23 protein-coding genes are annotated in these 21,507 nt (G+C 74.1%); 16 read left to right on the top strand and 7 right to left on the bottom strand.

What is annotated here, in order from left to right:
- Window positions 1–59 precede the first annotated feature (59 nt).
- On the top strand, window positions 60–1,331 hold the full coding sequence (locus KBX37_RS00525; protein ID WP_210773752.1) for a cell wall metabolism sensor histidine kinase WalK: 1,272 nt from the start codon (window positions 60–62) through the stop codon (window positions 1,329–1,331).
- A gap of 20 nt (window positions 1,332–1,351) precedes the next feature.
- Window positions 1,352–2,035 carry a response regulator transcription factor gene (locus KBX37_RS00520; protein ID WP_210773632.1) on the top strand — a complete coding sequence of 228 codons (684 nt, stop codon included), beginning with the start codon at window positions 1,352–1,354 and terminating at the stop codon, window positions 2,033–2,035.
- A 4-nt stretch (window positions 2,036–2,039) separates the two neighbouring features.
- Here the strand turns inward: KBX37_RS00520 and KBX37_RS00515 are convergent, their stop codons facing one another.
- Together KBX37_RS00515 and KBX37_RS00510 are read right to left on the bottom strand one after the other, a co-directional pair.
- Window positions 2,040–2,714: a response regulator gene (locus KBX37_RS00515; RefSeq protein WP_170285406.1), complete on the bottom strand. Its 675-nt coding sequence runs from the start codon at window positions 2,712–2,714 to the stop codon at window positions 2,040–2,042.
- Entirely contained in the window at window positions 2,711–4,405 is a 1,695-nt protein-coding gene (locus KBX37_RS00510) for an ATP-binding protein (protein WP_210773631.1), read from the bottom strand. The genes KBX37_RS00515 and KBX37_RS00510 overlap by 4 nt, the downstream gene beginning before the upstream one ends.
- Before the next feature lie 99 nt (window positions 4,406–4,504).
- Here KBX37_RS00510 and KBX37_RS00505 point away from each other — a divergent pair, with 99 nt between their 5' ends.
- The 6 genes from KBX37_RS00505 to rraA are packed head-to-tail and all read left to right on the top strand — an operon-like array spanning window position 4,505 to window position 9,911.
- Window positions 4,505–5,512 carry a tripartite tricarboxylate transporter substrate binding protein gene (locus tag KBX37_RS00505; protein ID WP_210773630.1) on the top strand — a complete coding sequence of 336 codons (1,008 nt, stop codon included), beginning with the start codon at window positions 4,505–4,507 and terminating at the stop codon, window positions 5,510–5,512.
- A gap of 5 nt (window positions 5,513–5,517) precedes the next feature.
- On the top strand, window positions 5,518–6,297 hold the full coding sequence (locus tag KBX37_RS00500) for a tripartite tricarboxylate transporter TctB family protein (protein WP_247656773.1): 780 nt from the start codon (window positions 5,518–5,520) through the stop codon (window positions 6,295–6,297).
- Window positions 6,297–7,802 (top strand): tripartite tricarboxylate transporter permease, encoded by a 1,506-nt coding sequence (locus KBX37_RS00495; RefSeq protein WP_210773629.1) that lies wholly within the window; start codon window positions 6,297–6,299, stop codon window positions 7,800–7,802. Before KBX37_RS00500 ends, KBX37_RS00495 begins: the two co-directional genes overlap by 1 nt.
- Window positions 7,799–8,191, top strand: a complete 393-nt coding sequence (locus KBX37_RS00490) for a universal stress protein (protein ID WP_210773628.1) — start codon at window positions 7,799–7,801, stop codon at window positions 8,189–8,191. Before KBX37_RS00495 ends, KBX37_RS00490 begins: the two co-directional genes overlap by 4 nt.
- Before the next feature lie 50 nt (window positions 8,192–8,241).
- Entirely contained in the window at window positions 8,242–9,435 is a 1,194-nt protein-coding gene (locus KBX37_RS00485) for an MFS transporter (protein ID WP_210773627.1), read from the top strand.
- Window positions 9,429–9,911, top strand: a complete 483-nt coding sequence (rraA, locus tag KBX37_RS00480; protein ID WP_210773626.1) for a ribonuclease E activity regulator RraA — start codon at window positions 9,429–9,431, stop codon at window positions 9,909–9,911. The genes KBX37_RS00485 and rraA overlap by 7 nt, the downstream gene beginning before the upstream one ends.
- Window positions 9,912–9,920: 9 nt before the next feature.
- On the opposite strand, the gene KBX37_RS00475 is transcribed toward rraA, so the two are convergent.
- On the bottom strand, window positions 9,921–10,730 hold the full coding sequence (locus KBX37_RS00475; protein ID WP_210773625.1) for a hypothetical protein: 810 nt from the start codon (window positions 10,728–10,730) through the stop codon (window positions 9,921–9,923).
- Window positions 10,731–10,804: 74 nt separating this feature from the next.
- On the opposite strand from KBX37_RS00475, the gene KBX37_RS00470 reads away from it, so the two are divergent.
- Both KBX37_RS00470 and KBX37_RS00465 read left to right on the top strand, forming a co-directional pair.
- Window positions 10,805–11,749 carry a Ppx/GppA phosphatase family protein gene (locus KBX37_RS00470; protein WP_210773624.1) on the top strand — a complete coding sequence of 315 codons (945 nt, stop codon included), beginning with the start codon at window positions 10,805–10,807 and terminating at the stop codon, window positions 11,747–11,749.
- A gap of 76 nt (window positions 11,750–11,825) precedes the next feature.
- On the top strand, window positions 11,826–12,632 hold the full coding sequence (locus KBX37_RS00465) for a sugar phosphate isomerase/epimerase (protein WP_210773623.1): 807 nt from the start codon (window positions 11,826–11,828) through the stop codon (window positions 12,630–12,632).
- Between the two features lie 119 nt (window positions 12,633–12,751).
- Here the strand turns inward: KBX37_RS00465 and KBX37_RS00460 are convergent, their stop codons facing one another.
- From KBX37_RS00460 to KBX37_RS00450, 3 genes are read right to left on the bottom strand one after another with little or no spacing between them, the layout of a single operon-like run.
- Window positions 12,752–13,330, bottom strand: a complete 579-nt coding sequence (locus tag KBX37_RS00460; protein WP_210773622.1) for a CGNR zinc finger domain-containing protein — start codon at window positions 13,328–13,330, stop codon at window positions 12,752–12,754.
- A 19-nt stretch (window positions 13,331–13,349) separates the two neighbouring features.
- Window positions 13,350–14,516 carry a glutathionylspermidine synthase family protein gene (locus KBX37_RS00455; RefSeq protein ID WP_210773621.1) on the bottom strand — a complete coding sequence of 389 codons (1,167 nt, stop codon included), beginning with the start codon at window positions 14,514–14,516 and terminating at the stop codon, window positions 13,350–13,352.
- 1 nt (window position 14,517) lies between these two features.
- Window positions 14,518–14,793, bottom strand: coding sequence for a hypothetical protein (locus tag KBX37_RS00450; RefSeq protein ID WP_280839426.1), 276 nt, complete (start codon window positions 14,791–14,793; stop codon window positions 14,518–14,520).
- A 141-nt stretch (window positions 14,794–14,934) separates the two neighbouring features.
- On the opposite strand from KBX37_RS00450, the gene KBX37_RS00445 reads away from it, so the two are divergent.
- Window positions 14,935–15,855 (top strand): proline dehydrogenase family protein, encoded by a 921-nt coding sequence (locus tag KBX37_RS00445; protein ID WP_210773620.1) that lies wholly within the window; start codon window positions 14,935–14,937, stop codon window positions 15,853–15,855.
- A 1-nt stretch (window position 15,856) separates the two neighbouring features.
- On the opposite strand, the gene KBX37_RS00440 is transcribed toward KBX37_RS00445, so the two are convergent.
- Complete coding sequence (locus KBX37_RS00440) at window positions 15,857–16,252, bottom strand: VOC family protein (RefSeq protein ID WP_210773749.1); 396 nt, start codon at window positions 16,250–16,252, stop codon at window positions 15,857–15,859.
- 90 nt (window positions 16,253–16,342) lie between these two features.
- Between KBX37_RS00440 and KBX37_RS00435 the strand changes: the two genes are divergently transcribed.
- The 5 genes from KBX37_RS00435 to KBX37_RS00415 all read left to right on the top strand — a co-directional run bounded on the left by KBX37_RS00435 (window position 16,343) and on the right by KBX37_RS00415 (window position 21,428).
- Complete coding sequence (locus KBX37_RS00435) at window positions 16,343–17,209, top strand: alpha/beta hydrolase (protein WP_247656772.1); 867 nt, start codon at window positions 16,343–16,345, stop codon at window positions 17,207–17,209.
- Complete coding sequence (locus KBX37_RS00430; protein WP_210773619.1) at window positions 17,128–17,694, top strand: TetR/AcrR family transcriptional regulator; 567 nt, start codon at window positions 17,128–17,130, stop codon at window positions 17,692–17,694. Before KBX37_RS00435 ends, KBX37_RS00430 begins: the two co-directional genes overlap by 82 nt.
- On the top strand, window positions 17,694–18,029 hold the full coding sequence (locus KBX37_RS00425) for a YrdB family protein (RefSeq protein ID WP_210773618.1): 336 nt from the start codon (window positions 17,694–17,696) through the stop codon (window positions 18,027–18,029). The genes KBX37_RS00430 and KBX37_RS00425 overlap by 1 nt, the downstream gene beginning before the upstream one ends.
- 585 nt (window positions 18,030–18,614) lie before the next feature.
- Window positions 18,615–19,955 carry a hypothetical protein gene (locus KBX37_RS00420; RefSeq protein WP_210773617.1) on the top strand — a complete coding sequence of 447 codons (1,341 nt, stop codon included), beginning with the start codon at window positions 18,615–18,617 and terminating at the stop codon, window positions 19,953–19,955.
- Between the two features lie 93 nt (window positions 19,956–20,048).
- Entirely contained in the window at window positions 20,049–21,428 is a 1,380-nt protein-coding gene (locus KBX37_RS00415; protein WP_210773616.1) for an efflux RND transporter periplasmic adaptor subunit, read from the top strand.
- The last annotated feature ends 79 nt before the right edge of the window (window positions 21,429–21,507 follow it).

Below are 21,507 nucleotides of genomic sequence, written 5' to 3'. Positions count from 1 at the left end.
GGCGATAGCCAGGTTAACAATGACCCTACGATCGCCGGGTGGAATGGGTGGTGGCGGTCGTGGTGGCCGTGGCGCTGGCGACCGGCCTGGTTGCCGGTCTGCTGCTGTCCGGGCCCGTCCGCGAGTGGCGGCGCCGGGCGGCGTCGCCGGGGAGCGGTGGCTCCCGCTGGAGCTCAGGGAGGCTCGTGATTCCCGACGACCAGCAGGGCCGCCTCACCGGGCTCGGCCGCAAGACGATCGACTCACTGCGCGCCGGCGTGGTCGTGCTCGACCCGGACGACGTGCCGGTGCTGGTCAACCCGGCCGCCCGGGCGATGGGCCTGCTCCGCACCGGCGCCACGCCCGGCTCCATCGCCGCCCACCCGCTGATCCGTACCCTCGCCGGGCAGGTGCGCCGCACCGGCGTGCGGCGCGAGATCGAGCTGGACCTGCCGCGCGGCCGCGACAACCCCGGCGTCAATCCGCTCGGGGTGCACCTGCGGGCGATGGGGCTCGGCGCCGGCTACATCTCGATCGAGGCCGCCGACGTCACCGAGTCGCACCGGCTGGCCCGGGTCCGCCGGGACTTCGTCGCCAACGTCAGCCACGAGCTGAAGACCCCCATCGGGGCGCTGCAACTGCTCGCCGAGGCGCTGCTCGACGCCACCGAACCCGCCGGCGCGGCCGCGCCGGACCTCTCCGAGGACCTGGTCGCCGCCCGCCGCTTCGCCGAGCGGATCCAGCACGAGTCGACCCGGCTGGGCCGGCTGGTGCAGGAGTTGCTGGAGCTGACCCGGCTGCAGGGCGCGGAGCCGCAACCCGCGCCGGAGCCGGTCGCGGTCGACTGGGTGGTCGCCGAGGTGCTCGACCGGACCCGGACCACGGCCGCCGCCCGGCAGATCCAGGTGGTGACGGAGGGCCAGAAGGGGCTGACCGTGTACGGCAGCGACGCCCAGATCGCCACCGCCGTGGCCAACCTGGTGGAGAACGCGATCAACTACTCGGGCGAGGGCACCACCGTCCGGGTCGCCACCCGCGCCGACGAGGAACACGTCGAGATCGCCGTTACCGACCAGGGCATCGGCATCGCCCCCAACGAGGTGGACCGGATCTTCGAACGGTTCTACCGGGCCGACCAGGCCCGCTCCCGCTCCACCGGCGGCACCGGCCTCGGCCTGGCCATCGTCAAACACATCGCCAGCAACCATGGCGGCCGGGTGCTGGTGGCGAGCACTCTTGGAGGGGGCTCGACGTTCACTCTCCGGTTACCGGCCAGCCCCCCGGCCGACCTGGAGACGATACTGCCGTCGGCTGGGATCGAGGCCGGCCCGGCCGAGCTTCGCCAGGTCTGACCGCACGAGAGGAAGCACCGTTGAGCCGCGTTCTGGTGGTCGAGGACGAGGAGTCGTTCTCCGACGCCCTGTCGTACATGCTCCGCAAGGAGGGCTTCGAGGTGTCCGTCGCCGCGACGGGACCCTCCGCCCTCACCGAGTTCGACCGGACCGGCGCGGACATCGTCCTGCTCGACCTGATGCTCCCCGAGATGTCCGGGACGGAGGTCTGCCGGCAGCTGCGCCAGCGTTCACACGTGCCGATCATCATGGTCACCGCCCGGGACAGTGAGATCGACAAGGTGGTCGGCCTGGAGCTCGGGGCCGACGACTACGTCACCAAGCCGTACTCGCCACGGGAGCTGGTGGCCCGGATCCGGGCGGTGCTGCGCCGGCAGAGCCCCGAGGTGACCGAGTCGGGCGCGCCGACGCTGGCCGCCGGCCCGGTCCGGATGGACATCGAGCGGCACGTGGTGACCGTCGACGGCGCCGCGGTCCAGCTGCCGCTGAAGGAGTTCGAGCTGCTGGAGCTGCTGCTGCGCAACGCCGGCCGGGTGCTCACCCGGGGGCAGCTCATCGACCGGGTCTGGGGCGCCGACTACGTCGGCGACACCAAGACGCTGGACGTGCACGTCAAGCGGCTGCGCTCGAAGGTCGAGCCGGAGCCGTCCGCGCCGCGGTTCATCGTCACCGTGCGCGGCCTCGGCTACAAGTTCGAGCCGTAGGCCGTCAGGAGACCCAGCCGTAGCGACGCTCCGGGCGGCCGGCCGAGCCGTACCGGAGGTTGACCTCCGCCCGCCCGGTGTCGGCGAAGTGCTCCAGGTAACGGCGGGCGCTGACCCGGGAGATGCCGACCGCGTTGGCGCACTCGGCGGCGGAGAACGTCCCCGAGTGTCCCCGCAGGGTGCGTTCGACCAGCTCGGCGGTCTCCGCGCTGAGCCCCCGGGGCAGCTTCGAGGTGGCGATGTGCGCGCCGCTGCGGGACAGCACCCGGTCCACGTCGGCCTGGTCGCTCACCACCGTGGCGCGCAGCGCGTTGCGCCGGGCGGCGTACTGCTCCAGCCGGGTCCGCAGCTCGTCGAAACCGAACGGCTTGAGCAGGTAGTTGACCGCGCCGTAGCGAACCGCCCGACGTACCGCCTCGGCCTCCCGGGCCGCGCTGATCACCAGCACGTCGCAGTCGTGCCGGGCGGCCCGCAGCCGGGTCACCACGTCCAGGCCGAACATGTCCGGCAGGTAGAGGTCGAGCAGCACCAGGTCGGGACGGAGCTCGTCGACGGCGGCGATCGCCTGTTCGCCGGTGCTGGCCGTACCCACCACCCGGAAGCCGTCGATCCGCTCGACGAAGCCCCGGTGGATCCGGGCCACCATGAAGTCGTCGTCGACCACCAGTACGTCGATCACCGGACCCCCTCCAGAGTGCCGGTCACCGACATCCGGGCCGTGAACATCGCGCCCTCCTCGGTGTTCGTCACCGCCACCTCGCCGCCGCGACGGTGACAGACCAGCCGGGTGAGTGCCAACCCGATGCCCCGCTCGCCGCCCCGGGCCGCCTTCGTGGTGAAGCCGTGGGTGAAGACCTCCTGGGCCAGCTGCGGGGCGATCCCCGGGCCGGAGTCGCGGACCACGATCTCCACCGAGGAGGCGTCCCGACGCAGCTCGACCTCCACCCAGGCCGGCCGGTCCGGCACGTCGCCACCGCCCGGCCCGGCGTCGTCCGAAGCGCCGGACGCCGACGGCGTCGGACCCTCCCGGCCGCCGGCCACCGCCTCGACGGCGTTGTCGACCAGGTTGCCCAGCACCGTCGCGACGTCCGCGGCGACCGCCGGCTCCAGCCGGTCCAGGCCGGTCCGCTCGGAGATCCGCAGCTCCACCCGGCGCTCGGCGGCCAGCGCCGACTTCGCCATCAGCAGCGCCGCCACCGCCGTGTCGTGGATCCGGCTGGTGACGGTGAGGTCGAGCGAGGCCCGGTGCCGGCTCAGCGCGTCGACGTACCGGACCACCTCGTCGTGCTCACCGATCTGGATCAGCCCCGAGATGGTGTGCAGCTGGTTGGCGAACTCGTGGGTCTGGGCGCGCAGCAGCTCGGTGGTGCTGCGGAACGAGCCGATCTCCTGCTCCAGGCGGGCCAGCTCGGTGCGGTCGCGCAGGGTGGTCACCGAGCCGAGCCGGCGGCCGTCCTTGGTCACCGTCATCCGGTTCATCACCAGCACCCGGCCGCCGCGCACGACCACCTCGTCCCGGGCCTCCGGGTCGCTGTCGGCGCCGGCCAGCACGTCCCGCAACCGGCCGGAGATCCGCAGGTCCGCGAGGCTTCGGCCCAGGCAGTCCTCGGGCAGGTCGAGCAGCCGCCGGCCGACCGCGTTGACCAGGGTGATCCGCAGCTGCGGGTCCAGGGCGACCACCCCCTCGGCGAGGCCGTGCAGCAGTGCCTCCCGGTGCTCGGCCAGGCCGGCGATCTCCCGTGGCTCCAGGCCCAGGGTCTGCCGCTTGATCCGCCGGGCCAGCAGCCAGGAGCCGGCCACCCCCAGCAGGCTGGCGATGCCCAGGTAGGTGAAGAGGTACGACGAGGCGCCGACCAGCCGCTCCGACCAGGTCGGTGCGGCCTCGCCGATCATCACCACGCCGAGGTGTCGCCCGAGGTTGTACTCACGAGCCCCGAGCACCGGCACCTGGGCCACCAGCTCCCGGGAGCCGCCGACCTCCAGCTCGCCGGACCAGGCCCGGCCCCGCGCCACGTCGGGGTCGCCGAGCACGAGCGGGCTCCCCACCAACGTCGGGTCGGTGGAGCTGACCACCCGCCCCCGGGCGTCGGCCACGGTCACCGAGGTCACCCCGGACCGGGTCAGCGCGTTCTGCACCAGCGGGGCGACCAGCTCCGCCGGCGCCGGCTGGTTGAGCCGGTCGCGCAGCAACGGGCTGCCGGCGAGCTCCTCGCCGAGGGCGGCCACCCGCCGCCCCTCCACCCGGTTGAACGTCGCCGCGGACTGGGCCAGCGAGACGGCGGCCACCGCCACCAGCACGACCACGATGATCGCGAGCTGGAGCACGAGCAACTGCCCGGCCAAGGTACGGCGGGGCGTGACCGCGACCACAAAGACCTCAATTTCCGCTGGTGACACAAGGCAGACGCGGGATCTGCCCGGGGGTCATCATCTTGCCGCCGGACTCCTTCGAAACGGAAGAGAAACAAGATGGCAACTCGGAGAAACCTGCTGGTCATGGGCGTCGCCGCCGCCACGGCGCTGGCGCTGGGCGCCTGCGGCGCCACCGCGGACAAGAACGAGGGCGGGTCCGGCGACGACGGCAAACCGGCCACCGGACTTCGGATCATGGTGCCGAACACCCCCGGCGGCGGGTACGACACCACCGCCCGCACCGCGGCCAAGGTGATGGAGGACGCCAAGATCGCCACCGGCGTGCAGGTCTTCAACCTGCCCGGCGCGGGCGGCACCGTCGGCCTGCAACGCACGGTGAACGAGAAGGGCAACGGCAAGCTCGCCATGCAGATGGGGCTGGGCGTGGTCGGTGCCTCGTACACCTCCAAGTCGTCGGCGACGCTCACCCAGACCACCCCGCTGGCGAAGCTGATCGAGGAGGCCGGCGCCATCGTGGTGCCGAAGGACTCGCCGTACAGGACGATCGGCGATCTCGTCGCGGCCTGGAAGGCCAACCCCAAGGGCATCGCGGTCGGCGGTGGCTCGTCCCCCGGTGGCCCGGACCACCTGCTGCCGATGCAGCTCGCCAAGACCGTCGGTATCGACCCGCGCCAGGTCAACTTCGTCTCGTACGACGGCGGCGGCGAGCTGCTGCCGGCGGTGCTCGGTGGCAAGGTGGCCTTCGGCGCCAGCGGCTTCGGCGAGTTCCTCGACCAGGTCGAGGCCGGCCAGATCCGGGTCCTCGCGGTGACCAGCGAGGCCCCGATCGACGCCCTCAAGGACGTGCCGACGCTCAAGTCCGCCGGCATCGACCTGGTCTTCACCAACTGGCGGGGCATCGTCGCGCCGCCCGGCATCAGCGACGCCGACAAGAAGGTCTGGATCGACGCGCTGACGAAGATGCACGAGTCCGACCAGTGGAAGGCCGAGCTGGCCAAGCGGGGCTGGACCGACGCCTTCGTCACCGGAGACCAGTTCGCCACCTTCCTCACCGAGCAGGACAAGTCCGTGGCCGACCTGCTCAAGCAGCTCGGGCTGGCATGACCGGCATGGCGACCCGACCGGACCGGGGCGGCGACCCGCCGCCCCGCCCGGCGGCGGGTGGGGAGAGCGTCCCCGCCATACCGCCGATCCCGGCGCAGCCGACCGCGGGGGCCGCCGACCCGGCGACCCCCGCGGCGGGGGCCGAGGCGGTCCCGCCGGCCGCGGAGCGTACGCCGGACCTGCCGGCGGTGGCGCGGCCCGCCGCGGCCGACGACGCTCCCGCCGCCGCGAACCCGGCCGACGGTGCGGCGCTGACCGCGCCCGCGGCCGCGAACCCGACCGGCGGTGCGGCCCGGACCGGGAAGCCGGACCGGGCGCAGTACGCCGTGTGCGCGTTCCTGGCGCTGGTCGGCGGGTTGGTCATCGTCGACGCGGCCCGCACCGGGCAGGCGATCAGCACCGCCGATCCGATCGGCCCGAAGCCGGTGCCGATCCTGCTCGGTGTGCTGCTGCTGATCGTCGCCGCGATCTACGCGGTGGACGTCGCCCGCGGCGGCCGCGGTGAGCCGGAGGCCGGTGAGGACGTCGATCTGACCACCCCGATCGACTGGCGGACGGTACTGCTGCTGATCGGCGCCTTCGTCGTCAACGCGGTGCTCATCGACCGGCTCGGTTGGGTGATCAGCGGGACGTTGCTCTTCTGGGGCTCGGCCTTCGCGCTGGGCAACCGGCACCACGTGCGCAACCTGCTGATCGCCGTCGCGCTGTCGTTGATCACCTTCTACACGTTCGCCATCGGGCTCGGCGTGAACCTGCCCGCGGGCGTGCTGCAAGGGATCCTGTGATGGACAACCTCGGAAACCTGCTCGACGGGTTCGCCAACGTGGTGACCCCGATGAACCTGCTGATCGCGCTGCTCGGCGTCACCATCGGCACCGCCGTCGGCGTGCTGCCCGGCATCGGGCCGGCGATGACCGTGGCGCTGCTGCTGCCGGTCACCTACGGGATGGAGCCCACCCAGGCGTTCATCATGTTCGCCGGCATCTTCTACGGCGGCATGTACGGCGGCTCGACCACCTCGATCCTGCTGAACACCCCCGGCGAGTCGTCCTCGGTGGTGACCGCGATCGAGGGCAACAAGATGGCGAAGGCGGGACGCGCGGCGCAGGCGCTGGCCACCGCCGCGATCGGCTCGTTCGTCGCCGGCACCATCGCCACCCTGCTGCTGGTGGTGGTGACCCCGCCGGTGGTGCAGTTCGCGATCAGCCTCGGCGCGCCGGACTACTTCGCGCTGATGCTGCTGTCGTTCGTGGCGGTCACCGCGGTGCTCGGGGCGTCCCGGGTCCGCGGCTTCGCCTCGCTGCTGATCGGCCTGGTCATCGGCACCATCGGGATCGACGCGGTGAGCGGCCAGCAGCGGCTCACCCTGGGCATCCCGCAACTCGCCGACGGCATCGACGTGGTGGTCGTGGCGGTCGGCATCTTCGCCGTCGGCGAGGCGCTCTGGATCGCCGCGCACCTGCGCCGCCGCGCCGCCGAGGTGATCCCGGTCGGCCGGCCCTGGATGGGGCGGCAGGACTGGAAGCGGTCCTGGAAGCCGTGGCTGCGCGGCACCGCGTACGGGTTCCCGTTCGGGGCGCTGCCGGCGGGCGGTGCGGAGATCCCGACGTTCCTCTCGTACGCCACCGAGAAGAAGCTGACGAAGCACCCGGAGGAGTTCGGCCGGGGCGCGATCGAGGGCGTCGCCGGCCCGGAGGCGGCCAACAACGCCTCCGCCGCCGGCACGCTGGTGCCGATGCTGGCCATCGGCCTGCCCACCAACGCCACCGCCGCGGTGATGCTGGCCGCCTTCCAGCAGTACGGCATCCAGCCCGGCCCACTGCTCTTCGAGCGGGAGTCCGGTCTGGTCTGGACGCTGATCGCCAGCCTCTTCGTGGGCAACCTGCTGCTGCTGGTGCTGAACCTGCCGCTCGCGCCCGCCTGGGCGCGGCTGCTGCGGATTCCCCGCCCGTACCTCTACGCCGGGATCCTCTTCTTCGCCTCGATGGGCGCGTACGCGGTCAACGCCTCGCCGTTCGACCTGTTCCTGCTGCTCACCCTCGGCCTGCTCGGGTTCGGCATGCGGCGCTTCGGGCTGCCGATCCTGCCGCTGATCGTCGGGGTGATCCTCGGCCCGCGCGCCGAGCTCCAGGGCCGGCGGGCGTTGCAGCTCTCCGGCGGCGAGCTGCATGGCCTGCTCGGCGGTTGGGTGTCCTGGACGATCTACGCCGTGGTCCTGGTGGTGCTGCTCTGGCCGGTGCTCGGCCGTTTCGTCGTCCGAGGAGTTCGGGAAAGGCTGGTGACCCGATGACCGTGCTGGTGGGGTACGTCCCCTCGGCCCTGGGTGAGGCGGCCCTGCGGGCCGCCGTGGAGCAGGCCCGGTTCCGCGACGAGCCGGTGCTGGTGGTGAACACCTCGCGCGGCGACGCCTACGTCGACCCGCGCTTCGCCCAGGAGGGTGACCTGGCCCGGGTGGTCCGCGAGCTGACCGCGGACGGGGTGCCGCACACCGTCCGGCAGCTGGTGCGGGGCCGGGACGCGGCCGAGGAGATCGCCGAGATCGCCGAGGCGGAGGAGATCTCGCTGGTGGTGATCGGCATCCGGCACCGCACTCCGGTGGGCAAGCTGATCATGGGGTCGACAGCGCAGGAGATCCTGCTCCGGGTGCCCTGCCCGGTGCTCGCCGTGAAGGCCGACTGAGTGGGGTGTCGCGCGTCGGGCACGGGGATCCCGGGCTGACCGGGGTCCCCGTGCGTACCCAGACGGGCCTGCTGCTCGCGCACACCGTCGTGGTGCAGGCGGCCACCTTCATGCTGCGCCCGGCGTCGGCGTACCGGGCGCTGGACCTGGACGTGCCGGCGGCCTGGCTCGGCGTGCTCGGGGCCAGCTTCGCCGTCGCGCCGCTGGTGCTGGCGGTCCCCTCCGGCCACGCGGTCGACCGGTTCGGCGAACGCCGCATCGTGCTGGCCGGGTCGGGCCTGCTCGCCGCCGCCGGCGCCTGCTTCGTGCTCTTCGCCGACTCGGTCGCCGGCCTGGTCGTGGCCAGCATGGTGCTCGGCACCGGCCACCTCTGCGCGGTGGTGGGCCAGCAGGCGCTGGTCGCCAACCGCACCGCGGCGGACCGGTACGACGCGGCCTTCGGCTACTACACCTTCGCCGCCTCGCTCGGCCAGGCGTTGGGACCCGGCCTGATCGTGGTCTTCGGCGGGGACCGCCCGATCCCGGACACCGGGGCGATCTTCCTCGGCGCCACCGCGCTCACCCTGCCACTGCTGGTCGCCGCCGCGTTCCTCCGCCCGTCGGCGCACCACCGGCCGGCGGCGGGTCCGGCCGCCGGCGGGCTGGCCGGCCTGCTCCGCCAGCCCGGACTGGTGCGCGCCCTCGCGGTCAGTTGCGTCGTCCTGGCGGCGGTCGACATCACCCTGGTCTACCTGCCCGCCCTCGGTGCCGAGCGGGGCATCGCCGCCGGCTCCATCGGCGTACTGCTGGGGTTGCGGGCGGTCGCGTCGATGGCCTCGCGGCTGCTGCTGGGCCGGCTGGTCGCCGCCGTCGGCCGGCGCCGGCTGCTGGTCGGCACCGTCGCCCTCTCCGCCGCCGGTGTCGGGCTGCTGCTGCCGCCCCTGCCGCTCTGGGCGATGGCGGTGGTGGTCACGGTCTCCGGGCTGGGCCTGGGTGCCGGGCAACCGCTGACCATGTCGTTCCTGGCCGAGTCCGCCCCGCCCGGGTTGCGCGGCCGGGCGATGTCCCTGCGCCTCACCGGCAACCGGCTCGGCCAGGTCGTCATCCCGAGCGCCGCCGGCGCGCTCGCCGCCGGCGCCGGGGCGGCGGGCGTGCTCGCCTGCACCGCCGCCGGCCTGGCCGGCGTGGCCGTCGCCGCGACCGGACTGCACCAGGGCCCACCCGCCGATCCGACACCCCGACCAGAGAGGGAAGAACCATGCTGACTCCGACCGCCGACCTCTACGACCGGTACGGCGACGTGCTCGGCTCGTGCGACACCCAGCTACGCCAGTTCGGCGCCGCCCGCGCCTTCGCCGGGCCGGCCGTCACGGTGCGCTGCTTCGAGGACAACGCCCTGCTCAAGTCGATCGTCGCCGAGCCGGGGGAGGGCCGGGTGCTGGTGGTGGACGGCGGCGGGTCGGTGCACACCGCCCTGATGGGCGACCTGATCGCCGGCGCCGCGGCGGCGAACGGCTGGACGGGGGTGGTGATCAACGGCGCGGTCCGGGACGTCACCGCGCTGGCCGCCCTGCCGATCGGCATCAAGGCGCTCGGCGCCAACCCGCGCAAGAGCGCGAAGGCGGGAGCCGGCGAGCGGGACGTGCCGGTGTCGTTCGGCAACTGCGTCTTCACGCCGGGAGCCGAGGTGCACAGCGACGACGACGGCGTGGTCGTGCTGCCGGCCGGCGCGCGGGAGTAGCTCCGGCGGTCAGCCCTCGCTGGCCGGGTGCGGGGCGACCTGGCCCTGGCGCAGCCGCGCCCCGCACAGCTCGGCCAGCTTCGCGTACGCGGGCGCGCCGATCAGCGCGGTCAGCTCCGGGCCGTACGAGACGTACATCGGCTCGGTGCCGACGTGCGCGTCGGTGGACGAGGTGCACCACCAGTCCAGGTCGTGCCCGCCCGCGCCCCAGCCCCGCCGGTCGAACTCGGTCAGCGTGGAGACCAGCACCTTGGTGTTGTCCGGTCGCTTGGTCCAGTCCTGCTCGCGGCGGATCGGCAGCTGCCAGCAGACGTCCGGCTTGTATTCCAGCGGGTGCACCCCGTCGCGCAGCGCCTGACCGTGCAGGGCGCAGCCGCCACCGCCGGGGAAGTCGGCGTCGTTGAGGAACACGCACGGCGCGTCCACGTCCCGGGTGGCGGTGCGGCGGGCCGGGTTCTTGCCGTCGATCGTGTCGTCCGCGGTCCAGTTCTTGACGCCCCGGCGGAAGTGCTGCCAGGTCTGCGGGGTGAGTCGCTTGACCGCCGCCCGGACCCGCTTCTCGTCGTCGCCGTCGGTGAAGAACGCGCCGTGCGAGCAGCAGCCGTCGGTGGCCCGGCCGGCGATGATGCCGTGGCAGCCCTTGCCGAAGACGCACGTCCAGCGGGACAACAGCCAGGTCAGGTCGGCGCGGACGAGGTGCCGCTCGTCGGCCGGGTCGACGAACTCGATCCACTCGCGGGGGAAGTCCAGCTCCACCTCACGGCTGCGCGGGTCGCTCGGGTCGTCCACCAGTACGTGCAGTTCCACCTGGCTCGTCACCCGGACCAGCGTACGCGGGGTGACCGGGGCCGGCCGGCGAGCCGCGGAAACGTGTTGGCCCTAGGGTCGACAGCATGCGACTGGGTGTCCTCGACGTCGGTTCCAACACGGTGCACCTGCTGGTGGTCGACGCCCACCACGGGGCGCACCCCTGGCCGGCCCACTCGGAGAAGGTGGTGCTCCGGCTGGCCGAGCAGATCGGCCCGGACGGGGCGTTGACCGAGGAGGGCGCCGACGGGCTGGTCAAGGCGGTCGGCATGGCGCGTACCGCCGCCGCCGGGCTGGCCGCCGACGACCTGCTCGCCTTCGCCACCTCCGCGGTGCGCGACGCCACCAACGCGGCCGAGGTGCTGGCCCGGGTCCGCGACGAGACCGGCGTACGGCTGGAGGTGCTCTCCGGCGCCGACGAGGCGCGGATGACCTTCCTGGCGGTGCGCCGGTGGTTCGGCTGGTCGGCGGGGCGGCTGCTGGTCATGGACATCGGCGGCGGCTCGCTGGAACTGGCGGCCGGCATCGACGAGGACCCGGACGTCGCGGTCTCCCTGCCGCTCGGGGCCGGGCGGTTGAGCCGCGAGCGGCTGCGGGTGGACCCGGCCGGGCAGGCGCCGCCCTCCGCCGAGGCCGTGGAGGAGCTGCGGGAATACGTCGACGCGCTGCTCGACCCGGTGGTGGAGAAGCTCGCCGGGGTGGGCTGGGAGCGCCCCGTCGCCACCTCCAAGACCTTCCGGATGCTGGCCCGGCTGGCCGGCGCGGCGCCGTCCGCGGCCGGGCTCTGGGCCCGGCGCAGCCTCACCCGCACCGGGCTGCAGCAGGTTCTCGGCTTCATCCGGCACATCCCGCCGGCCCAACTGGCCGAGCTGGAGGGGGTCAGCACGGGGCGGGCGCACCAACTGCTCGGCGGGGCGGTGGTGGCCGAGGCGGTGATGCGCCGCCTGGACGTCCCGGCGCTGGACATCTGCCCGTGGGCGCTGCGGGAGGGCGTCATCCTCCGCCGGTTGGATCAGCTCGAGCCGATGTGATCCACGCCGGTCGTTCTGCGCCATTTGACGCCGCTCGTCCTGAAGCGTGGCGACCGGTCGGGCTACCCTGAGGGGTGTGACTTTCCGCGTCCCCGTGCTCCTGTCCAGTTCCTCGGTCTTCCCTGAACGGACCGCGGCGGCGTTCCAGCTTGCCGCGGCGCTCGGCTACGACGGCGTCGAGGTGATGGTCTGGACCGACGCCGTGAGCCAGGACACCGGCGCGCTGCGCGGCCTCTCCGAGCACTACGGCGTGCCGGTCCTGTCGGTGCACGCGCCGTGCCTGCTGGTGACCCAGCGGGTGTGGAGCCCCGACCCCTGGGAGCGGCTGCGCCGCTCGGCCGAGCTGGCCGCCACCCTGGGCGCGCCGGTCGTGGTGGTGCACCCGCCGTTCACCTGGCAGCGGGACTACGCCCGCAACTTCGCCGAAGGGCTCGAGGCGATCGCCGGCGAGTACCCGGACCTGCGCTTCCCGGTGGAGAACATGTACCCGGTGCGGATGGCCGGCCGGCAGTTCGTGCCGTACGTGCCCGGCTGGGACCCGACCGAGGCCGGGTACGCCTCGTACACCCTCGACCTGTCGCACTGCGCCGCCTCGCACACCGACTCGCTGGCGATGGCCGACCGGATGGGCGACCGGCTGGCGCACGTGCACCTCGGCGACGGCACCGGCGAGGGGCGCGACGAGCATCTGGTGCCCGGGCGCGGCAGCCAGCCCTGCGCCGAGCTGCTGCGCTCACTGGCCGGCCGGGGCTTCACCGGCTCGGTGGCTGTCGAGGTCACCACCCGGGGCGCGAAGAGCCGCGCCGACCGCGAGGCCGACCTCCGCGAGGCCCTCGCCTTCGCCCGCGCCCACCTCACCGCCCCCTCCCCGGTAGACGCCTGACCCACCGGGGTCCCTCTCCCCGTCGATCATGAAGTTGTTGCCCTCCGCCTCGGCGTGTCGGGGCAACAACTCCATGATCGACCGCCCGACCGCCCGCGCGAGCGCCGCGGTCGGGTGGGTCAGGGGACGGGGGTGAGGGAATCGGTCTGGGTGGGGACGGGGAGCTGCTGCTCGCCGACCGCCGCGCGCTTGCGGGCCCGGTGGGCGGCCACGTGGGAGCGGGTGGCGCAGCGCTCCGAGCAGAACCGGCGGCAGCAGTTGGACGAGGTGTCCAGGTAGACGTTGCCGCAGCGCTCGTCCGCGCAGACCCCGAACCGGGCGCTGCCGTACTCGCAGAGCCAGACCGACAGGCCCCAGACCGCGCCGGCCAGGTATTCCGCGCTGACCGACGCGCCCCGGCTGGTCACGTGCATGTGCCAGTCGCTGGAGTCGTGCCCGGAGATCCGCGGCTGCACGGGGAACGCCTCCAGCAGGGCGTTCAGCTCGGCCACCGCCTGGACGTCCCGCCCGGAGGTGCCGAACTCGAACACGTCGCGCAGGCGCTTCTGCGCCCGCCGGAAGATCACCAGGTCCCGTTCGGCGACCTCGTCGCGCATCCACGCGTTGTCGTCTGGGAAGAGGGCCCGCAGGTCGTCGAGGTCGTCCAGGCGGGCGTTGACGAGGTCAACGCCGGTCCGGGCGTACGCGTCGAAGTTCACGACCCCAACGGTAGACGACTCACGGGGCGCGCGGCGCGTCGATGTAGTGCGGCAGGAACCGCGCGTAACCGTCGGTGATGAGACTCTCGCTCTCCCGTAGGCCGACGCCGGCCGACTCGCCGTCGACGATCCAGCTCCCCAGCACCGTACGGTTGCCGGCGAAGTCCGGCAGCGCCCGGAACTCCTGGTAGCAGAAGCCCTCGTCGCCGTAGTCGCCCGGATTGGTGATCTCGGTGTCGCCGGTGACGATCCGCACCGCGGCGCCTTCCCGGCCGAGCAGCGGCTTCGCCACGTACTCCGGCATCCCGCGCGGCGAGTCCAGGTACGCCGGCAGCAGGTACTCGTGCCCCGGGTACAGCTCCCAGAGCACGGCGAGCAGCGCCTTGTTGGACAGCAGCAGCTTCCAGGCCGGCTCGATCCAGGTGGTCGGGGTGCCCGGCTCCAGCGCCGCCGGCCCGTACGGCTCGGCCAGCATCCACTCCCATGGGTAGAGCTTGAAGCAGGTCGTCAGCGGTCGGTCGTCGGCGTCGACGAAGCGCCGGCCGTCCCAGCCGACGTGCTGGATCGGCAGCAGCGTCACGTCCAGCCCGGCCTGGCGGGCGGTCTCGGCCAGGTACCCGGCGGTGATCTGGTCCTCGCCCGATTCCTCCTCGTTCGACCAGGCCACGTGCACCCGCCGGTCGTGCAGGCCGGCGCCGATCTTGGCCCAGGCGCCCACCAGCCGCTCGTGCAGGCTGTTCCACTGGTCGGCGTCCGGGTGCGTCTGCTCCAGCCAGTACCACTGGATGATGCTCGCCTCGACCAGCGCGGTGGGGGTGTCGGCGTTGTACTCCAGCAGCTTCGGCGGCCAGCTGCCGTCGTAGGCGAGGTCGAAGCGGCCGTAGAGGGTCGGCGGCTTCTCGCGCAGCGACCGGGCGACCGCCTCGGCGGCCCAGGCCGGGATGCCGAACTCGGCGTACCGGCCGCGGGCGACGACGTGCTCGGCCGCGGCCACCGACATCCGGTGCAGCTCCTCGGTGGCCTCCTCCAGCCGCAGCACCTCGGCCAGGTCGAAGGCGTACGCCGCCGTCTCGTCCCAGTACGACATGGTCCCGCCGTCGGGCAGTTCGGTGTCGACGTACACCAGGCCCTGCTCGCGGATGGTGGCGTCCCAGTCCGGGCGGGGGGTGGCCGCCTCGCGTCGCACCTCAGCCCCCGCAGGAGGCGAGGTGGGTGCCGAAACCGCCCCGCTCGGGCAGGGCCGCGGCGACCGGCCGGGGCTCGGCGCCGGCGGTGCCGGTGGTGACCGCCGGTACCCGCATCGCCAGCGCGACCGTGTCCCCGCCGCCGGCCGGACCCAGGGCGCAGTCGTCATCGTCGTCGTCGGAGGTCATGTTGCAGCCGGAGAGGGCGAGCGCCAGGGCGGTGAGCGCGCCGAGCTGCACGGAGGCCGACCGGAGCCGGCGGCGGGGGTGTCCATCCACGGCATCGTTGTAGCTGATCGACGCCACTTCCGTCGCCCCCCGGGCGATGCTCGTGATGCCATTGGGACGCCTGCCACGAGACGTCGCGGCGGCTCCACCGCCCCCCGGCGCAGCGCCGTGCACGGGCGTTACGCTCGGCTCATGCTCCGTTCCGTCATCCTCGCCGCCTCCCGGGCATCCCAGGTCGAGCGGCTCATCGCGACGGCCCCGTTCACCCGGGACGTCGTCCGCCGGTTCGTCGCCGGCGCCGGCACCGACGACGCGTTGCGCGCGACCCGCGAACTCGTCGCCGACGGCCTCGCGGTCACCATCGACAACCTCGGCGAGGACACCGTCACTCCCGAGCAGGCCAACGCCACCCGCGACGAGTACCTCAAGCTGCTGAAGCTGCTCTCCAGCGCCGGGCTCACCCCGCCCGCCGAGGTCAGCGTGAAGCTCTCCGCCCTCGGCCAGAAGTTCGACGAGCAGCTCTCCTACGACAACGCGCGGGCCATCTGCCTGGCGGCCGACGAGGCGGGCACCACGGTCACCCTCGACATGGAGGACCACACCACCACCGACTCGACGCTGAGCGTCCTGGCCCGGCTGCGCAAGGACTTCCCGGCCACCGGCGCGGTGCTCCAGGCGTACCTGCGGCGGACCGAGTCGGACTGCCGCGAGCTGGCCGGCGCCGGGTCCCGGGTACGGCTCTGCAAGGGCGCGTACAAGGAGCCGGAGTCGGTGGCGTACCAGTCGGCCCGCGAGGTGGACAAGTCGTACGTCCGCTGCCTGAACGTGCTCATGTCCGGGGACGGCTACCCGATGCTGGCCACCCACGACCCGCGCCTGATCGCGATCGGCGAGGACCGGGCCCGCTGGTTCGACCGCGGCCCGGAGCGCTTCGAGTTCCAGATGCTGTACGGCATCCGGCCGGAGGAGCAGGCCCGGCTGGTCGGCGAGGGCTACACCGTGCGGACCTACCTGCCCTACGGCGAGGACTGGTACGGCTACCTGATGCGCCGGCTCGCCGAGCGCCCCGCGAACCTGATGTTCTTCGGCCGGGCCATGGTCTCCAAGAAGTGACTCAGGCGTTCGACCAGCCCCGGGTGCTCAGCACCAGCCGGTAGCCGTCCGGATCGGCCACCGTCACCCCCCAGCGGTCCCAGTACGGGCCGGCGGAGACTCTCGTCCCGCCGGCCCCTTCCAGTCTTGTGATCAGGTCCGCCTCGACCGGGCCGTCCAGGTAGAGCACGAACAGGTCCTCCTCCGTCGGGCGGGGCTCGACCGCCAGGTGCTCCCCGCCGACCAGCTCCAGGTGCCAGGCCGCGTCCGGCCAGCCCAGCATGAGCAGGTCGTGCTCACCGAGCCCGGCGGCCTCGCCCCGGTACAGCACCCTCAGGCCGAGCCCGGCTACCCAGAAGCGCTCGGCGGCCCCGAGGTTGCGGCTCGGCCGGGCGATGCGGAGGTGTGGGCTTCCCATCGACGTCATGCGGTGATCATCGGAGCTGCACCGGACTTCAGGTCAAGTCCGGCGTTGACAGATTTGGCTAATGTGCTTAGCTTCGAGGCTATGAGGACTAGCCAGGTGGAGCGGGACGGCGGCACCATCGCGTACGAGGTGCACGGCGAGGGGCCGCTGGTGGTCCTCGCGCACGGCATGGGGGAGAACCGGCGATCCTTCCGCCACCTGATCCCGCTCCTGGTCGAGGCTGGCTACCGGGTGGCCTCGGTGGACGTCCGGGGGCACGGCGACTCCAGCGCCCACTGGCCGTCGTACGCCCCGGCCGAGGTCGGCTCGGACCTGCTGGCCGTGGTGCGTACCCTCGGCGGCCCGGCCACCCTGGTCGGCAGCTCGTCCAGCGCGGCGGCCGTCGTCTTCGCCGCCGGGGACGCGCCCGAGCTGGTCAACGGCATCGTGCAGATCGGCGCACTCGTCGCCCAGCCCAGGCCCAACCCGGCGATGCGGCTCGCCCAGGCGGCCGTGCTGCGCAGTCCCCGGCTGTTCGGCTTGTTCCACCGGACGCTCTTCCCCGGTGGCCGGCCCGCCGACGACGCCGCGTACCGCAAGGAGCTGGTCGCCGGCCTGCGCGGCCGGATGGCGGCGGTCCGCGGCGTGATCGCGCCGGTCGCCCCGCACTGGACGGCCCGGGCGGCCGACGTGCGGCAGCCGGTGCTGGTGCTGATGGGCGCGAAGGACCCCGACTTCGCCGACCCGGGGGGGCGAGGCTCGGGCCGCCCGCCGCCTCTTCGTCACCGCCGAAGCCCGCATGATCGCCGACTCCGGCCACTACCCGCACGCCGACCAGCCGGCGGCCACCGCTGCCCAGCTCGTCGAGTTCCTGGCGGTGACCACGCGTGGCTAGGGCCGGGCTCACCCCGTCGACGGTGGTCCGCGAGGCGGCCCGCCTCGCCGACGAGGTCGGTTACGAGCGGCTGACCCTGGCCGCGCTCGCCGGCCGGCTCGGCGTCGCGCTGCCCAGCCTCTACAAGCACGTCAAGGGCGTCGACGCGTTGAGCCAGAAGCTCGCCGCCCTGGCCGTCGACGAACTCGCCGACGCGATGACCTCGGCCGCCGCCGGGCGCGCCGGGGCGGACGCGCTGCGGGCGGTCGCCATCGCCTGGCGCGACTACGCCCGCCGGCACCCCGGCCGCTACCCGGCGGCGCAGCGGGTGCCCGACCCGGCCGACCCCGAGCACGTCGCCGCCGGCCGGCGGGCCCTCGACACCGTCTACGCGATCCTGCGCGGGTACGGCCTGACCGGTGACGCCGCGGTCGACGCCGCGCGCCTGTTCCGCAGCGCCGTGCACGGCTTCATCACCCTGGAGGCGGCCGGTGGCTTCGGCCTGCCCCGAGGCATCGACCGGTCGTTCGACCAGCTGGTGGCCTCGTTGGACACCGCGTACCGGGACTGGCGGTCCTGATGAGGGCCGCGCTGCTGGCGATCGCCTTCCTGGTGGAGGTGGCGATGCTCGTCGCCGCGGGCTGGTGGGGCTTCACCCTCGACGCGGGCCTCGCCGTCCGGCTGCTCGCCGGGCTCGGCGCACCGCTGCTGATCGCGCTGGTCTGGGGCATCTTCTGCTCGCCCCGGGCCCGGGTCCGGCTCGCCCCGCCGGCCAAGTACGCCGTCCAGGCGGCCTGCTTCCTCGCCGCCGGCGTGTTGCTCGCCCTCGCCGGGCACCCGTTGCTCGCGGCGGGTCTGGTCGCCCTGTGGGCCGTGGACCGGGCGCTGCTCAGCCGCGGCGGTCACCCGGCCTGACCGGCCCCGGCGCTTGTCGGTGGCTCATGGTCCCGCCTCCTGTGGTGGCTGCCGGCGGGCCGATCCCGGCGCTTGTCGGTGGCTCATGGTCCCGCCTCCTGTGGTGGCTGCCGGCGGGCCGATCCCGGCGCTTGTCGGTGGCTCATGGTCCCGCCTCCTGTCGTGGCTGCTGGCGGGCCGATCCCGGCGCCTGTCGGGGGGACCCGCTGACGGCGGCCGCTGGTGGTGGCTCCCGTGAGCGCCCGTCCACGGCACCCCACCTGCGGTGGTCGCGCCCTTTCGATCTGATGTCGTGAACGATTCAGGCCACCCCGACGCGTGGCTGTCGTCCGGGTAACGGCCCGTCTCTGCGGACGGCAGAGACGGGCTCCGTCGCATCGCCACCGGGTCCGGCCTTCCGTGAGTCGTTCACGTCATCAGCTCGATAGGCGAGTAGTCACCCCCTTCCGACGCCGCCCCGGTCACCGTCCGTGCAGGCCACCGTCCTGCGGCAGAAGGTTGTACCGCGTGTGCAGGCCCGCCGGCATGCTGCCGACGCGCGGGCGGCTCTGGCCGGATCGCCCCGATTGGTCGTACCCTTCGCCGGTGACCGACGGGCATGACGAGCCGCGCCTCACCGACGGCTTGGACGAGTCGCGCCCGACCGACGGGGTGGGCGAGCCACGCTCACGCCGCCGCTGGCCGCTCTGGGCCGCGTTCGCGGTGGTGCTGGCGATGGTGGGCTGCGGGGTGCCGGCGGCGCTGCTGGCCGGCCTGGTCGACCGCACCGCCGAGCGCGCCACGGTGGACCGCCCCGCCGCCCGCACGCCCGATCCGGCCACGGCGACCGCCCGCCGGGTGGGCGACCAGCTCTCCGCCCAGCTCGCCCGGCAGGCCGACGCCCTGCTCGGCGGCGATCGGCGCGGCTTCCTCGCCGTCGCGGACCCCGCCGCCCGCGCCGATCTGGGCCGCCGCTTCGCCGCACTGCGCGCGCTCCGGGTGACGGTGTGGCGGGCCGAGCCGTCCGGGCTGCCCACCCCCGTCGCGGGACAGGCGGGGCAGTGGCGGCAACTGGTGACCTTCCGGTACTGCTTCCTCGTGCCGGACTGCGCGCCCAGCCCGGTCCTGATCGGCACCCGCTGGCGGGAGACCGGCGGCGCACCGCTGCTGGTCGCCGTCGAGGAGTCCCGCTCCGCGCAGGCCGGGGTCCGACCCTGGGAGGTCAGCGACCTGGTCGTCGCCGTCGGCCCGCGCACCATGGTGGCCACCACCCCGGCGCTGCGCGGGAAGCTGCCCGGCCTGCTCGCCGAGGCCGAGTCCGCGGCGACGGTCGCCGACCGGTACGCGATCGCCGGCCCACCGCCGGACCGCTACCGGATCTTCTACGCCGGCGGCCCCGAGTGGCGACGCTGGTACGGCGGCGGCCGACCGAAGTGGACGGCCGGGTACGCGGTCACCGTCGGCGGCGGCCACCACGAGGTGGTGCTCAACGCCGACGGGCTGACCGCCACCGCCACCGGTGAGCTGCTGCGGCACGAGCTGACCCACGCCGCCTCGCTGCCCGCGCGGGGCTACCCGGGCAAGCAGACCTGGTGGCTGGTGGAAGGGCTGGCCGAGTACGCCGGGGCCGACGGGGCCCCGGTGAGCCGCTACGAGGGGCTGGACGAGGCCGGGCAGCTCGTCGCCGGCGGGTGGAACGGCCGGCTGGACGCCCTGACCCCGGCCGACGCCGCCCCGGCCGACCGGGTCGGCGGCAGTTACGGCGTCGGCTACCTGGCCGTCCGCCACCTCGTCGACCGGTACGGCGAGCAGCAGGTGCTCGACTTCTTCCGGGCCGTGGTGCACGACCGGCGGTCGCTGGACGACGCGTCCGAGCAGGTGCTCGACGACCAGTGGACGGCCCTGCACGACGAGTGCGTCGCCTACGTCCGGGCGACCGTCCGATGACAGCGGACCGACTCGTCGCCGGGTGGACGCGGTCCGCCCGGTAGTCCGATCGCGCCGCTCGGCGTCGTATCGACGCCGGGCTAAGGTTGGCCGGTGCGCCGCCCCGATTCGCCGCGGCCCCCCGTAGCCACGCGGCCCCGCCTGCTCACCGCCCTGCTCGCCGTCGTCGTCCTCACCGGCACCACCGCCGCCTCCTGCGGGGACGACGAGTCCACCGTCGCGCTGGCCCCGGCCGGCCGGGCCGCCGTCGCCGAGGTGATCGACGCTCCGGCCACCGTGACCGCCCGCGCCGCGGCCACCCTCACCGCACCCGCCGACGGCACCGTCAGCAGCCTGCGCGTCCAGCCCGGCCAGCGGGTCAGGCGCGGTCAGGTGCTCGCCGTGATCAGTTCCCCGTCCGCCCAGGAGCGCCTCCGGCAGGCCCGCGACGCCCTCCGGGCCGCCGAACGGGCCGGCCGGGGCGTCGGCGTGGGCGACCTGGGCACCCGCCGTCGCGGCACTGACAAGGCCGCCGACGAGGCGTTCGACGCCGCCCGGGACGCCGCCGGGAAGATCGCCGACCAGAAGGTACGGGACGCGCTGCTCGCCCAGGTGACCTCCGCGCAGCAGCAGTACGCCGCCGCGGCGCGTACCGCCGACCAGGCCGTCCGCTCGGTGCAGCGGGGGCTGGCCGGTCTCAACTCGGCGGTCGGCGCGCTGTCGGCCGCGCAACGGCTCCAGGCCCGGCAGGCGTACGACCTGGCGAAGGCGACCGTCGACGCGCTGACCCTGCGCGCCCCGATCGGGGGAGTCGTGCAGCCCGGCGGCACCCCCGCAGGCGGCGGCACCGACCTGTCCGCCCTGCTCGGCGGCGGGCAGGTGCCCGCCGGGATCGATCCGACGGCGCTCACCCCGTCCCGCGCCGGGCCGCCGCCGGGCGTGGACGACGCGGTGGTCGCCGGCGGCCGGGTCACCGCCGGCACGCCCGTGCTGACCATCGTGGACACCGGCGCGCTCGGCCTGCTCGCCGAGGTCGACGAGACCGACGTGCTGCTGGTCCGCCCCGGCCTGGTCGCCGACGTCGAACTGGACGCGGTCACCGGCGCCAGCTACGCCGCCACGGTCCGCTCGGTCGACGTGCTGCCCACCAGCTCCGCCCGGGGTGGGGTCACCTACCGGGTGCGGCTCTCGCTCGGCGCGGGCCGGCTCGGCGAGGGCGAGGTCGCACCGGCGCCCCGCCCCGGCATGAACGCCGTGGTGCACCTGCGGGTACGCGAGGCCGCCGACGCGGTCACCGTCCCCGCCTCGGCGGTCTTCTCCGCCGACGGCCGGGACGCCGTCTGGCTGGTCCGCGACGGCCGGGCGGACCGGGCGCAGGTGACGGTGGGCGTCCAGGGGCAGGACCTGGTGCAGATCCTCGACGGGGTGCAGGCCGGCGACCGCGTCGTGGTGCGCGGCACCGACCGGGTCCAGGACGGCCAGGAAGTCCGGTGAGCGCGAGGAGTGAGCCGGTCCTGCGAGCCCCGCAGTCGCGAACGAAGGCGACCCGGTGAGCGCGAGGAGTGGGCCAACG

It is taken from the genome of Micromonospora sp. U56 (genome assembly GCF_018070095.1).
Taxonomy (GTDB): Bacteria; Actinomycetota; Actinomycetes; order Mycobacteriales; family Micromonosporaceae; genus Micromonospora; species Micromonospora purpureochromogenes.
Note: the sequence above shows the minus strand (reverse complement) of the source record. Positions and strands in the feature narration are given on the sequence as shown.